At 71.1% G+C, this 13,829-nt stretch carries 13 protein-coding genes; 12 read left to right on the forward strand and 1 reads right to left on the reverse strand.

Annotated features, from left to right (window positions below; all coding sequences use genetic code 11):
* Positions 1 to 134: 134 nt before the first annotated feature.
* The 10 genes from ACTWP8_RS10105 (at position 135) to ACTWP8_RS10150 (ending at position 10,847) form a co-directional block, all read left to right on the forward strand.
* The gene (locus tag ACTWP8_RS10105) at positions 135 to 1,112 is read left to right on the forward strand and encodes a helix-turn-helix transcriptional regulator (protein ID WP_443321796.1); all 978 of its coding nucleotides are present in this window, start codon (positions 135 to 137) and stop codon (positions 1,110 to 1,112) included.
* 16 nt (positions 1,113 to 1,128) lie between these two features.
* Positions 1,129 to 2,079: a helix-turn-helix transcriptional regulator gene (locus ACTWP8_RS10110; RefSeq protein WP_443321797.1), complete on the forward strand. Its 951-nt coding sequence runs from the start codon at positions 1,129 to 1,131 to the stop codon at positions 2,077 to 2,079.
* Positions 2,080 to 2,096: 17 nt separating this feature from the next.
* Positions 2,097 to 2,321 carry a hypothetical protein gene (locus ACTWP8_RS10115; RefSeq protein WP_443317476.1) on the forward strand — a complete coding sequence of 75 codons (225 nt, stop codon included), beginning with the start codon at positions 2,097 to 2,099 and terminating at the stop codon, positions 2,319 to 2,321.
* Positions 2,322 to 2,331: 10 nt separating this feature from the next.
* On the forward strand, positions 2,332 to 2,544 hold the full coding sequence (locus ACTWP8_RS10120) for a hypothetical protein (RefSeq protein WP_443321798.1): 213 nt from the start codon (positions 2,332 to 2,334) through the stop codon (positions 2,542 to 2,544).
* A 245-nt stretch (positions 2,545 to 2,789) separates the two neighbouring features.
* Positions 2,790 to 3,083: a Sec-independent protein translocase subunit TatA gene (gene tatA / locus ACTWP8_RS10125; protein WP_443317478.1), complete on the forward strand. Its 294-nt coding sequence runs from the start codon at positions 2,790 to 2,792 to the stop codon at positions 3,081 to 3,083.
* A 56-nt stretch (positions 3,084 to 3,139) separates the two neighbouring features.
* Entirely contained in the window at positions 3,140 to 4,093 is a 954-nt protein-coding gene (gene tatC, locus ACTWP8_RS10130) for a twin-arginine translocase subunit TatC (protein WP_443321799.1), read from the forward strand.
* A gap of 88 nt (positions 4,094 to 4,181) precedes the next feature.
* A complete protein-coding gene (locus tag ACTWP8_RS10135; protein ID WP_443321800.1) occupies positions 4,182 to 7,013 on the forward strand; it encodes a DEAD/DEAH box helicase in 2,832 nt (943 codons plus the stop codon).
* 150 nt (positions 7,014 to 7,163) lie between these two features.
* Positions 7,164 to 7,940: a GntR family transcriptional regulator gene (locus tag ACTWP8_RS10140; RefSeq protein WP_443321801.1), complete on the forward strand. Its 777-nt coding sequence runs from the start codon at positions 7,164 to 7,166 to the stop codon at positions 7,938 to 7,940.
* Positions 7,941 to 8,157: 217 nt separating this feature from the next.
* Positions 8,158 to 10,518, forward strand: a complete 2,361-nt coding sequence (locus ACTWP8_RS10145) for a collagenase (RefSeq protein ID WP_443321802.1) — start codon at positions 8,158 to 8,160, stop codon at positions 10,516 to 10,518.
* Between the two features lie 83 nt (positions 10,519 to 10,601).
* Positions 10,602 to 10,847, forward strand: coding sequence for a hypothetical protein (locus tag ACTWP8_RS10150; protein WP_443321803.1), 246 nt, complete (start codon positions 10,602 to 10,604; stop codon positions 10,845 to 10,847).
* Positions 10,848 to 10,862: 15 nt separating this feature from the next.
* Here ACTWP8_RS10150 and ACTWP8_RS10155 read toward each other — a convergent pair whose 3' ends face one another.
* On the reverse strand, positions 10,863 to 11,645 hold the full coding sequence (locus ACTWP8_RS10155) for a class I SAM-dependent methyltransferase (RefSeq protein WP_443321804.1): 783 nt from the start codon (positions 11,643 to 11,645) through the stop codon (positions 10,863 to 10,865).
* A 325-nt stretch (positions 11,646 to 11,970) separates the two neighbouring features.
* On the opposite strand from ACTWP8_RS10155, the gene ACTWP8_RS10160 reads away from it, so the two are divergent.
* Both ACTWP8_RS10160 and ACTWP8_RS10165 read left to right on the forward strand, forming a co-directional pair.
* Positions 11,971 to 13,143, forward strand: coding sequence for a sensor histidine kinase (locus ACTWP8_RS10160; RefSeq protein ID WP_443321878.1), 1,173 nt, complete (start codon positions 11,971 to 11,973; stop codon positions 13,141 to 13,143).
* A complete protein-coding gene (locus ACTWP8_RS10165) occupies positions 13,140 to 13,799 on the forward strand; it encodes a response regulator (RefSeq protein WP_443321805.1) in 660 nt (219 codons plus the stop codon). Before ACTWP8_RS10160 ends, ACTWP8_RS10165 begins: the two co-directional genes overlap by 4 nt.
* The last annotated feature ends 30 nt before the right edge of the window (positions 13,800 to 13,829 follow it).

Consider the following 13,829-nt stretch of genomic DNA (forward strand, 5'->3'; position numbering starts at 1 on the left):
CCCGGGCCCCAGGCAACAATTCCGGCCAACTGCACGAGTGCCCATGCCCATCGCTGCATGGGCACTCGGCTTTTGCCGCCGGTCCCGGGACCGGTACGGTCATCGGTGCGGAAGCACAACGAGAAAGGGCGTCGATGGCCATTGCCAAGGCCGAGCGGCTGATGAATCTCGCGCTGTGCCTGCTTGGGACCAGGCGGCCGCTCAGCAAGCGCGAGCTGCGCGGCTCGATCGAGGCCTACGTCGAGGCGTTCGGACCCGCGACCGCTGCGGCCAGGAGCGACGACGCCTTCAACCGCATGTTCGAGCGCGACAAGGACGACCTGCGCGAGCTCGGCCTCGTCATCGAGACCGTCGAGGGCCTCGACGGAGACACCGGCTACCTCGCCCGCCGCGACAGCAACCGCCTCCCGCCCGTCGCCCTCGACGCCGAAGAGGCCGCCGCGCTCGGCCTCGCCGCCAAGGTCTGGCAGCAGGCCAGGCTCGCCGGAGCCGCCAGCGGCGCCCTGCAGAAGCTGCGCGCCGCCGGCATGCCGCTCGCCGAGGACGCGTACGAGGGCCACAGCGCCCTCGAGCCCCGCATCCCGGTCCACGAGAGCTCCTTCGAACCGCTGATGCTCGCCTGCCGCGACCGCCGCCCCGTCACCTTCGCCTACCGCAAGGCCACCGCCGCCCGCCCCGAGACCCGGCACGTGGAGCCGTGGACCCTGGAGTGCTGGCGCGGCCACTGGTACCTGGCGGGCTGGGACCGCGACCGCCTCGCGGAGCGCGTATTCCGGCTCTCCCGGATCACCGGCCGGGTCCGCTCCCGGGCCGCCGCCTTCACCGCCCCGGTGCCCGATCACGTCACGGTCCGCGAGACCGTCGAGAGCTGGGCCGGCGAGACCGCCACCCGTACCGCCCGCATCCGGCTGCGCGCGGGATCCGGCTATCCGCTGCGGGCCAGGGCCCTGTCGACCCGGTCCGCCGGGGACGGCTGGGATGAGCTGGAGATCCCGTACGGGCACGGACTCGACGCCTGGCTGGTGGAGTTCGGGCCCGACGTGGTCGTACTGGAACCCGGCGAGCTGCGGGCCGATGTGGTGGACCGGCTGCGCGCCGTGGCCAAGGGCTGAGAGGATCCGGGATCCCATGGCGACGAACGCGATCGACCAGACCCGCCGGATGCTCTCCCTGGTGACGTACCTGCGCGAGCGCCCCGGCGCGCGCGTCGGCGACGTCGCCCGCGCCTTCGGCATCACCGAGGACGAGCTCATCGCCGACCTCGATGTCCTGCCCATGTGCGGTACGAGCTTCCGCGGCGGCGACCTGCTGGACATCGACACCGACGGCGACCGCATCTGGTGGCACAACCCCGACGACGTCGCCGAGCCGCTCCGGCTCGCCGCCGACGAGGCCACCGCCCTCCTGGTCGCCGCCCGCGCCGTCGCCACCCTCCCCGGGCTCCGCGAGGGCGACCGGCAGGCCCTGCTGCGCGCCACCGCCAAGCTGGAGGCGGCGGCAGGCGAGGCCGCCGGCGCCAGCTCCCGGCTCTCGGTCACCTTTGAATCCGAGGGCGGCGTCTTCGCCGACGTCGACCGGGCCATCTCCGAGCGGCGGCGGCTGTGGCTGCGCTACTACTCGCCCGCGCGCGACGAGCTCACCGAGCGCGAGGTCGACCCGATCCGGCTGTTCGCTGTCGGTCACACCTATATGGAGGCCTGGTGCCGGCTCTCGGAGGCGCGCCGGACCTTCCGGCTCGACCGGGTCGCCGAGATCAAGCTGCTCGACCAGCCCGCCGACCCGCCCCCGATCGAGCTGCGCGACCTGTCCGAGGGGCTGGTCCAGCCGGCCGCGGAGGACCCCGAGGTCGTCGTCGAGACCGGTCCCGCAGGCCGCTGGGTCGCCGAGTACTACCCGCACGACAGCGCCGAGGAACTGCCCGACGGCGGCCTGCGGATCACCCTCCGCACCCCCGACCCCGCCTCGCTGCGCCGCCTCGCGCTGCGGCTCGGCCGGGACGGCCGCATCGTCTCCCCGCGGGACCTCGCGGACAGCGCACGGCAGGCGGCCTGCGACGCCCTCGCGGGCTACGGCGAGTGAAGGGACTGAAGCGACGCATGGTGCCCACCGCGGTAATCTTCAAAGCCGCCTGCCCGGACTGCCGGGGCCGGTTCGAGCTGGCCTCCGACGCCATCCGGCTGGCCATCGGCGCCAGCAGTCGCACCACGTTCTACACCTTCACCTGTCCCGACTGCGGGGCCGCGGTGCGCAAGCCCGCGGGCGACCGGATTGTGGAGCTGCTCACGGACGGCGGCGTCCGTACGCTCCGCCTTCACCACTAGGCTCACCCTCATGCTCTGGCCCATGCTCGCCATCGCCCTCGGCTTCTGCGGAATCGCCGTGCTCGCAAGTCTCGCGATCCGGGTCTTCGTCGAAGTGCGGCGCCTGGCACGGCAGGTGGCGGACAGTTCGCTGCGCATCACGCGTGCCGCCGAGGACCTGGAGCGGGCGGCGGTCCCGCTCGCGTCTGCGGCGTCGAACGCCGGGGAATCCGTCGGGAACTGACGCCTGGCGAGCCGGGCGAATGGGGGGCGGGGCCTGATGCGACCCTCCAGCCGTGCCGATCCGGACGGTACGCTGCGGTGAAGCGGCTCAAGGAGCGAGGCGTGGGCCGCAACCGGTCGTCCGCACGGGGATTGCCCAGCGTTCACCCCTGCGGGTTACGATCGCTGCCAGCACGGGCAGTCGGGCGCAAATCCGGCTGTTCGGGCGGCCCACCCCATGTCGCCTCGGTGAGAAGGTAAACGCTTATGTTCGGAAAGCTCGGCCCCACCGAGATCATTCTCATCCTCGTCGTCATCATCCTGCTCTTCGGCGCCAAGAAGCTTCCGGACATGGCCCGCTCCCTGGGCAAGTCGGCCCGCATCCTCAAGAGCGAGGCCAAGGCGATGAAGTCGGAGGGCAACCAGTCGGCCTCCGCTCCCGCAGACCCCCCGGCGGACCAGACGGCTCCGCCCGCGCCCCGTACGATCCAGGCGGCTCCCGGCGACGTGAGCAGCTCGCGCCCGGTGACCGAGCCCACCGACCGTACGACGCAGCGCTGACCCGAGCCGATCAGGGCGGGCCGGGGCCGGCCCGCCGCACGAGATGAGGACGTGGGTTGCTCAAGTCTGCCCGCAAGAAGGAGAAGGACCCCGAGGGGCGGATGCCTCTCGTGGAGCACCTGCGCGAGCTGCGCAACCGGCTGGTGAAGTCGCTTCTCGCCATCGTCGTGGCCGCTGTCGTCGCCGCGTTCTTCTACGAGGCGATCATCAACTTCATCACCAAACCGGTGCTGGAGTCGGTGGGTTGCGAACTGTCATTCGCCGAGCTGGCCGAAGCGCACAAGGGTACGACCTGCGCCCGCATCGTCATGATGGATCTGCTCGGGCCCTTCACGCTGGCGCTGAAGGTATCGCTCATGGCGGGTGTGATCTTCGCCTCGCCGGTCTGGCTGTACCAGCTGTGGGCCTTCCTCGCGCCCGGCCTGCACCGCCATGAGAAGAAGTACGCGCTGAGCTTCGTCGCGGCGGGCTTCCCGCTCTTCCTCATCGGCGGCTACTTCGCGTACCGGGTGCTGCCGACGACCGCGAAGGTCCTCATCGAGTTCACCCCCGTCGGGGTCGACAACCTGCTTCCCCTGGACAAGTTGCTCGACCTCGTCACGCGCATGGTCATCGTCTTCGGCCTCTCCTTCGAGCTGCCGCTGCTGCTGGTGCTGCTCAACTTCGGCGGGGTCATCACGGGGAAGCGCATGCTCGGCTGGTGGCGCGCCATGGTGATGGGCATCACCGTCTTCTCGGCGGTCATCACGCCCAGCACCGACCCGCTGACGATGATCGCGCTCGCCGCCCCCATCGTCGTCCTCTACTTCGCGGCGGTCGGGATCTCACTCCTCAATGACCTCCGCGCGGCACGCATCGCTGCCGCGGGTCCCGCCGACGACGAGGCCTCCGAGCTGGACCTCACCCCCGAGGAGCTCGGCGAGATCGAGCCCGTGGCGGCGCCGCCCGCGCTGCCCGAGGCGGGCTCGGGGCAGGACGGCCGGCGCGAGGGGCTCGACGACGTCACCTGAGGGGCGGGTCCGCGACCGGCCCGGGTCGGTCAGGGGCTCTTAATGATCGAGACCGCTGTCAGAGGCGGCCGGTAGGCTCGTAAGCACGATGACCGAGGACATGTCCCCAGCTGAGCGCTACGCCGCCGCTCGGATCCGCGCCGCCGAGCAGGACACGGCGCTCGCGCCGTTCCGCGAGATGTACGACTTCGATCTCGACCCCTTCCAGATCGAGGCGTGCCAGGCCCTGGAGGCCGGAAAAGGTGTGCTGGTCGCCGCGCCCACCGGCTCCGGCAAGACGATCGTCGGCGAGTTCGCCGTCCACTTGGCGCTCGCCCAGAACCGCAAGTGCTTCTACACCACGCCGATCAAGGCCCTGTCCAACCAGAAGTACAACGACCTGGTCAAGCGCTACGGGCCGCGCAAGGTCGGCCTGCTGACCGGCGACAACAGCGTCAACTCCGAGGCCCCGGTGATCGTCATGACCACCGAGGTGCTGCGGAACATGCTCTACGCCGGATCCCAGGCCCTGACCGGCCTCGGCTATGTGGTCATGGACGAGGTCCACTACCTCTCCGACCGCTTCCGCGGGGCCGTCTGGGAGGAGGTCATCATCCACCTCCCGGAGTCGGTCACCCTGGTCTCCCTGTCGGCCACGGTCTCCAACGCCGAGGAGTTCGGTGACTGGCTGGACACGGTCCGTGGCGACACCGAGGTGATCGTCTCCGAGCACCGCCCGGTCCCGCTGTGGCAGCACGTGCTCGCCGGCCGCCGGATGTACGACCTGTTCGAGGAGAAGGACGCCAAGGACGGGACCCCGGGCGGCGGCAGGCGCGAGGTCAACCCCGATCTCGTACGGCTCGCGCGGATGGAGAACAGCCGGCCCGCGGGCGGGCGGGACCGCCGCCGCGGCAGGAACAATCTGCGGGAGGCGGACCGCGAGCGCGAGCGCCGCCAGCGCAGCAGGATCTGGACGCCCAGCCGGGTCGAGGTGATCGACCGGCTCGACGCCGAGGGCCTGCTGCCCGCGATCACCTTCATCTTCAGCCGGGCGGGCTGCGAGGCGGCCGTACAGCAGTGCCTGCATGCGGGCCTGCGGCTGAACGGCACCGAGGAGCGGGCGAAGGTCCGGGCCCTGGTCGAGGAGCGCACGGCCGCTATTCCGGACGAAGACCTCCATGTGCTGGGCTACTTCGAGTGGCTCGAGGGCCTGGAGCGGGGCATCGCCGCGCACCACGCCGGCATGCTGCCGACGTTCAAGGAGATCGTCGAGGAGCTGTTCGTCCGGGGCCTGGTCAAGGCCGTCTTCGCCACCGAGACCCTGGCCCTGGGCATCAACATGCCCGCCCGCTCCGTGGTGTTGGAGAAGCTGGTCAAGTGGAACGGCGAGCAGCACGCCGACATCACGCCGGGCGAGTACACCCAGCTCACCGGGCGGGCCGGGCGGCGCGGCATCGACGTCGAGGGCCATGCGGTGGTGCTCTGGCAGCGCGCCATGGACCCGATCGCGCTGGGCGGCCTGGCCGGCACCCGCACGTACCCGCTCCGCTCCTCCTTCAAGCCGTCGTACAACATGGCGGTCAACCTGGTCTCGCAGTTCGGCCGGCACCGCTCCCGCGAGCTCCTGGAGACCTCCTTCGCGCAGTTCCAGGCCGACCGGTCGGTGGTCGGGATCTCCCGGCAGGTGCAGAAGAACGAGGAGGGCATGTCGGGCTACCGCGAGGCCATGACCTGCCACCTCGGGGACTTCGAGGAGTACGCGCGGCTGCGCCGCAAGCTCAAGGACCGCGAGACCGAACTCGCCAAGCAGGGCGCGGCGCAGCGGCGCGCGGCCGCCGCCGTCGCCCTGGAGAAGCTCAAGCCGGGCGATGTCATCCATGTCCCCACGGGCAAGTACGCGGGCCTGGCGCTGGTGCTCGACCCCGGGCTGCCCGCGGGCCGCGCCAACGGCCACCGCGGCTTCGAGTATCACGACGGCCCGCGGCCGCTCGTCCTCACCGCCGAGCGGCAGGTCAAGCGGCTCGCCGCCATCGACTTCCCGGTGCCCGTGGAGCCGCTCGAGCGGATGCGGGTCCCCAGGTCCTTCAATCCGCGCAGCCCGCAGTCCCGCCGCGACCTCGCCTCCGCGCTGCGCACCAAGGCCGGGCACATCGCGCCCGAGCGGCACCGCAAGCAGCGCTCGGCCGCGGCCGACGACCAGGAGATCTCGCGGCTGCGCTCCGAGATACGGGCGCACCCCTGCCACGGGTGCGACGAGCGCGAGGACCACGCCCGCTGGGCCGAGCGCCACCAGCGCCTGCAGCGCGACACCCGGCAGCTGGAACGGCGTATCGAGGGCCGTACGAACACCATCGCCCGCACCTTCGACCGGGTCTACGCGCTGCTCTCCGACCTCGGCTACCTGCACGGCGACGAGGTCACCGAGGACGGGCGGCGGCTGGCCAGGCTCTACGGCGAGCTGGACCTGCTCGCCTCCGAGTGCCTGCGCGAGGGCGTCTGGGACGGGCTGAAGCCGGCCGAGCTGGCGGCGTGCGCGTCCGCGCTGGTCTACGAGGCCAGAGCCGCGGACGACGCGCTGCCGCCGAAGCTGCCGACCGGCAACGCCAAGCAGGCGCTCGGCGAAATGGTGCGGATCTGGGGCCGGTTGGACGCCAAGGAGGAGGAGCACCGCATCAGCGAGTCCGAGGGCGTGGGCCAGCGCGAGCCCGACCTCGGCTTCGCCTGGGCGGCTTACCGCTGGGCGTCCGGGCACGGGCTCGACGCGGTGCTGACCGAGGCCGACATGCCCGCTGGCGATTTCGTGCGCTGGTCCAAGCAGGTCATCGACGTCCTCGGGCAGGTAGCGGAGGCCGCCCCGGAGGGCAGCCCGGTGCGCCGGAACGCGCGGCGGGCGGTCGACGGGCTGCTGCGCGGCGTGGTCGCCTACTCCTCGGTGGGCTGAGGCCGACCCCTTCCGGCCCTCAGCCCACGGATACTTGACGGCAGGTCACGACCTGTCCGGACAGTTCCGTCGTCATCGCACCTCACCGCACCTCACCGCACCCCACCGCCCTGACCGCCCTCACGCCCTCGACGCCCGAGGAGAAGCGCCATGGTCGCCGAGCACGGATCCCACCTGAAGCTGCCCGCTGTGCCGGAGCGGCGCAACATCCGCGATCACGTGGCCCACGCTCTGCGGGCAGCTCTCATCGCGGGTGAACTCCGCCCCGGCGTCGTCTACTCCGCTCCGGCGCTGGCCGGGCAGTTCGGCGTCTCCCCGACCCCCGTCAGGGAGGCCATGCTCGACCTGGCCAAGGAGGGCCTGGTCGAGCCGGTTCGCAACAAGGGCTTCCGGATCACCGCGGTCTCGGAGCGCGACCTCGACGAGTACACCGAGATCCGCCGTCTCATAGAGGTGCCGCTGGTGGGGCGTATCACCCGCACAGCCGACCGCGGGGAGCTGGAGGCGTTACGTGCGATCGCCGCGCGGATCGTGGCCGCTGCCCGCGCGGGGGATCTCATCGGCTATCTGGAGCACGACCGCCGCTTTCACCTCTCGCTGCTGTCCCTGGCAGGGAACCAGCGGCTGGTGGAGGTGGTCGGCGATCTGCGCAAGCGCTCCCGGCTCTACGGCCTGAACAGCCTTGCGGAGAAGGGCGTTCTGGTCGCCTCGGCGGAGGAGCACGAGCAGCTCCTGGACCTGATGCTGGCGGGGGACGCGGAGGGCGCGGAGGACTGCATGCGCGACCATCTCGGTCATGTCCGTACGCTGTGGGCCGACCGGCAGGTCGCCGCCGACGGTGCGAGCGAGGCCTCCGTCGGCCAGGCCGACGAAGCCGGACATGACGGCCATGCCCTCGGTAACTCTGAAGAGACACACGTCGATTGACGCTCCGTCTCGGAGCAGCAGAGGGAAGGCATTTCGGGACTCTGGCCGGATTCTTCCTTTATCCGCGTCAGTACAATGTCACACCCTACCTCTCGACCGGCGGCTACCGCCGCTTCACCTCTCGAGAGGACTCCTCTCCATGTCCAGGCTCGGACGTCCCCACCGTCGAGCAATTCTGGCGGTCGCACCGTTAGTGGCCTTGTTAGTGGCGGCCTTCATGGCCGGCCTCACCGCTGTGCCGGCACCTGCCCAGGCAGCGGAAGGAACGGACCACGGCAACGCCCGCGATGCCGACTCCCGCGACTCCCGCGACTCCCGAAGCTCCCGCGACTCCCGAAGCTCCCGCGACTCCCGAAACTCCCGCGAAGAGCACGTCGATCGGCGTGCCAAGGCACCCGCGGTCTCACCGTCCTCCGCGCCCGTCCCGCGTACATCTCAGGGCGCGCTGCTCACCGCGTCGCCTCAGGGCGTTGCCGCGAGGGTCGCGCAGCATCCCACGCACGCCGGCCCCGCGGAAGGACACCGCGACCCGTCCGCCGCCCAGGTGCCCTGCACCCGCGCCGACGTAGGCAAACTGTCTCCACATCAGCTTGTCGACTTTCTCTCCGCACCCGAGATCACGGTCGAAAGCTGCCTCCGCGAACTGGTGTGGACCTACGACGCCGATCTGGCCCGGGTGCTGACCCCGGAGCACGCACAGGCCGTACTCGCCCGCATCACCGCCGTAGCGCCGGAGAACGACGGCAGCAACTCCGCCCATCTGTACGAGCTGTGGTGGTTCCTGCACGCCGCCGTCTACCACGACTGGTATCAGGACGAGATCGATCTCGGGGGCGCGCCCTTCCATACCGCAGTCAGCCGCGCGGCCGACGCCTTCACGGCCAACCCGCACGCCTTCGACGACTCGGCGCTCGCCGGCGGCACCATGCACGAGTTCCTGGTGGTGCTGGACACGGGCGGCGTCCGCGAACGCCACCTGGCACTGCTCGGGAAGCTGCTGCACACCGTCGACGGCAGCACCGACCAGTGGAAGAGCGAAGTCCATCGCAACAATGCCCTGGACGCGCTCGCCATCAATTTCCGCGGGCTGACCACCAGCGACGGCGGCTTCGAAGCAGCCGTCGTGGCCGACGCCGGCTACCGGGCCGCGCTCCGGGCGTTCTCCGACTTCACCCACCTGGCCGGCGAACACATCTGGCTGATCCGGGACGGCCTCGGCGAGTACGGCCGGCTGAGCACCCTCGAACCGCTGAAGCAGACGGTCGTCAACGATCTGCGACAGCTGTTCCCCGTCGCCGCCGAGCGCTACGGCAGGCTCTCCGCGCCATGGCTCTCCCTGGCCTCATGGCTGGAATTTCACCACCTGTGCGCACCCTTGCGTGCCTGCCGCTCGGACGTCGAGGCCGAGGTCTTCCCGCGACGCTACGGCTACGAGAACGGCGGCATCGAGGTGCGCACCTCGCTCGACAACGCCACCGTGGAGCAGCTGTACTACGCCTCGGCCCAGGTCAGGGCACAGTTCTTCCGCATCCTCGGCACCCGGGAGCCACTGGCCCAGGACCCCAACACCAAGCTGAACATACGGCTCTACGCCTCCCGCGCCGACTACGAGAAGTTCCACCCCTACCTGTACGACATGGGGACGGACAACGGCGGCGTCTACATCGAGGACGGCGCGACCTTCTACACGTACCAGCGTCGCGTCCCGGAGGACTCCCGGCTCAGCCTCGAAGAGCTCTTCCGGCACGAGTACGTCCACTACCTCAACGGCCGCTGGGCGGTGCCCGGTTTCTTCGGCGAAGGACCGTGGTACGAAGGCGACCGCACCACCGCCTTCGACGAGGGGATGGCCGAGTACCTGGCCGGGTCGACCCGTGACGACGGCGTGAGACTGCGCAAGGACCTGATCGGCTCCATCATCCGGGACACGCAGAACGGCGGGCCGAGGATGACCGTCCGCGATCTGCTGCACGCCGCATACGCGAAGGACGGCTTCCGTTTCTACAGCTACGGGGGTTCGTTCTTCGCGATGCTCGGCCGCGACCGGCCAGAGCTGCTCGCCGAGATGTATGGTCACCTGCGCTCGGACGACGTGGCCGGCTTCGACGCCTTCCGCAATCGCCTCGGCGGCGACGCTCAGCTCCAAGTGGCGTACGACCGCTACCTGGACGAGCGGATCGCCGACCATGACGACCTGTTCGTGCCCGACACCGAGTACACCCCGCTGCGGCAGCTGTATGCCTCCCGGCCCAAGGAGGTCGAGAACAGCCTCCAGGACGCGACCGGGATGCAGCCGGCCTGCAAGCAGAGCGCGACCACGGACATCCCCCGCTTCACCTGCACCGGCCGGATCACCGCCCGGCTCGACGACGGCGACTCGCCGGGACAGGTGAGCAAGGCCATGGCCGCCGCGGTCGACCTGTCCATCCTCGAGCGGGCCGAACCGGCCATGAACAACCTCGCCGACATGGTCTGCGACTACGCCAAGCCGACGGTCGGGCCGGACGGGACCGCGGCGACGGCCGACTACACCTGCAGCGGGCCGTTGCGTCCCCAGTCCCCAGTCCCTAGCTCCTAGCCCCTAGTCCTTGGTCCCTACCGCACCGGCAGTGGCTGCTTCTCCCGGGAGAGGCAGCCGCTGTGGTCCGGGCGGCGTGCGGCGTGACGCCTGGTACGCGCGCCAGCCGCCGTACGTTCGGCCTCACGGAGAGCGTGATCCTCATCCGCCGCGCCGCCCCCGACCGTGACCCGTCCGGCCTGGCCGACGCCACCGCCGACGCCGCCCTGCGGCTGGCGGGCACGGCGGAGCGGTCGCTGCCGAAGCTGCGCCGCGAGGGTCAGGGGCTCGTGGCGGCGCGGAGCCAGGCGTTCCTTCCGGATCCGGCTGGGCTCGCGGGTCCGGCCTGATCCGGGGGAGGGGCCCTAGCCGTCCTTGCCGTGCGTGACGCGGATCTTGGACTGGCCGTGCGGCAGTTTCTCCCAGTCGTCCATGAAGCGGGCCGTCAGACCGTATTTCGCGGCCAGCGCGAGAAGGGTCTCGGTGCGGTAGTAGAAGTCCTCCCTCAGGACCTGGTGCTCCTTGCCCTCGGTGCGGTCGAAGGTGAAGTCGAACCAGCCGCCCGGTGCCAGCACGCGGCCGATGTTGGCCAGACACTCCTCGATCACCGGCAGCGGGGAGTGCGAGAAGACGCTGTGCGCGTGTACCACGTCGAAGCGGGACTCCGGCAGGAACCGCAGGGTGAGGTCGCGTACCGGTGTCAGGGCGGGCAGTCGGTCCTGGAGTCCCTGACGCACCAGCGTGTCCTGCGCGGCCGCGAGTATGTCGGGCGAGATGTCGACGCCGTAGTAGTGCCCCGGTTGCAGGTACTCGATGAACCGCCAGCCCGCGCGCAGGTTGCCACAGCCGATCTCCAGCATCCGGTGCTCGGGGCGCAGCCCATGGCCGAGCAGATACTCGAACTGCATCGCCCCCAGCGCCAGCCAGCTCTCGCGGGTGCGGCTGCCGACCGCGGCGTCCGGGTCGGCGCGCGTGTCGGAGCGCATGACCGCGCGGTAGTAGGCGATGTGATCCGGCGAGCGGTAGCGCAGCCACATGTCCCGGGTGGCGCGGCTCAGATAGCCCGGCACGCGCTCGGGGTGGCGCAGCGCATAGGCGACGCGGTGTCCGAGGGAGGCGCGGTTGACTTCGATGTTCCTTGCGGGCATTGCGGGATTTCCTCCGTAGGGCGCGGACGGCCGTCTTCTGGCTCTCCATGCAGCTTCGGTGCCCGACGGGCGTCTTCGTTCGGCCGGGCGGCTACGGTGCGGGGACCCTACGGGCTACGCCCGAAGTCAGCCGATCGGATGATGCGCCGGGCCGGCCGCCCCCTTAGGACTGGTGTGGGAAGGCCGGGCGAGGTGATGGGGAATCAGTGGTGCGGCACGGTATGCGGGTGCGACGGCGGTCGGGCGTCCTGTGACGGCGACCGGAAGCACATCCGCGGCGGACGGCGGGCAGGCGGACCCTGACGCGCGGTGGCTGACCGCGGTCATGGACGCGGCGTTCGTCCTGCTGCTGGGCGGCTCGCTCGTCCGCTTTCTGACCCGTGACGCGGGGGACAACCGCACCGGGTGGATCCTGGCCCTGTTCCTCGTCTTCGGGGTGCTCTACCTGCTCGGACGGTTCTGGGCGCCCGCGCCGCGGCGCGGCGGGCGCCCCACCACGCGGTACCTGCTCTGGCTGGGCGCGGTCCTCGCCGTCTGGGTCGTGCTGCTCGCCCTCGTGCCGAGCGCCACGTGGTGCGCGATGCCGCTGCTGTTCACGGGCCTGCACAACCTGCCGGTGCGTACCGCGGTGCCACTGGCGGCCGGGCTCACCGCTCTCGTGGTCGCCTCCGAAGTGCGAGTGTCCACCGGCGTGTTCAACCCGAACCTGGTGATCGCCCCGGTGGCCATCGGAGCGGTCGCCACGGCCGTCCTGGTCCACAGCCGGCGCCAGACGGCCCGCCAGCGTCTCCTGATCGACGACTTGTTCCGGGCCCGCCGTGAGCTGGCCGCCGCCGAGCGGCAGGCGGGCATCCTGGCGGAGCGCCAACGACTGTCGGCGGAGATCCATGACACCCTGGCGCAGAGCCTGTCCAGCCAGCAGATGCTGCTGCAGGCCGCGGAGCGCCTCTGGCACACCTCGCCGGAAGCCGCCCGCGGGCATGTGCGCGACGCGGCCGAGATCGCGGCACGCGGTCTCGCCGAGGCCCGCCGGTTCGTCCGTGACCTGGCCCCGCCCGACCTCGCCGAAAGCACCCTCGTCCCCGCCCTGCGTGCGCTCGCCGAGCGGGAGGACCGTCCGGGGCTGGCCGTGGCCTTCCGGCTGGACGGCACCCCCGGCGCCCTGCCCGAGCGGGTCGAGACGGCGCTGCTGCGCGTGGCCCAGGGGGCTTTGGCCAATGTACGCGAACACGCCGACGCGACACGGGCCGCACTCACTCTGACCTGCGTGGACGATCGGATCGCCGTGGACATCGCCGACGACGGCCGCGGTTTCGACGTGCGCCGCGCACCTCGCCCCGGACCAGGGCGTACGCGGGGACACGGTCTGCCGGCCATGCGTCTGCGGGCACGGCAGGCGGGCGGAACGCTCACCGTCGAGTCCGCACCGGGCGAGGGCACCACCGTCACGGTGTCCGTCCCCCTCGCCCCGGACAGCGCAGGAAAGGACACGCCGTGAGACCTGCCGAACCCGCCCCCGCCGTCCGGCTGCTGCTCTGCGACGACCACGCCGTGGTGCGCGCCGGACTGCGCGCGCTGCTGTCCAGCACCGACGGAATCGAGGTGGTCGGCGAGGCGGGCAGCGGGGAGGAAGCGCTGGCCATGGCCGCGCGCCTCCGTCCGGACGTGGTGCTGATGGACCTGCAACTCGGCACCGGCATGGACGGGGTCACGGCCACCCGCCACCTGACCGCCACCGGATTCCCACCGGACCTGCCCGCCCCGCGTGTGCTGGTCCTCACCATGTTCGACACCGACGCCGACATCGCTCGCGCCGTCGAGGCGGGCGCCACCGGCTACCTGCTCAAGGCCGAGCGGCCGGCGGAGCTGTTCGCGGCGATCCGGGACGCCGCGGCCGGGCGCACCACGCTCTCGGCATCGGTCGCCGACCACGTGGTGTCGCGGATGCGCAGCCCGGGCCCCTCCCTCTCCGAACGCGAGCGCGACATCCTCGGGCAGCTGGCCCGCGGCATCGGCAACCGGGAGATCGCCCGTGCCCTGTTCATCAGCGAGGCCACCGTCAAGACCCATCTGGGCCGTATCTACCGGAAGTTGGGCGTGGACACCCGGGCGGGCGCCGTGGCGATGGCCACGCGACACCGCATACTGCCGTGACCCAGCAATCCGCACCCGGTTGCGGGCGCT

Source organism: Streptomyces sp. 7N604 (genome assembly GCF_052245475.1).
GTDB lineage: Bacteria > Actinomycetota > Actinomycetes > Streptomycetales > Streptomycetaceae > Streptomyces.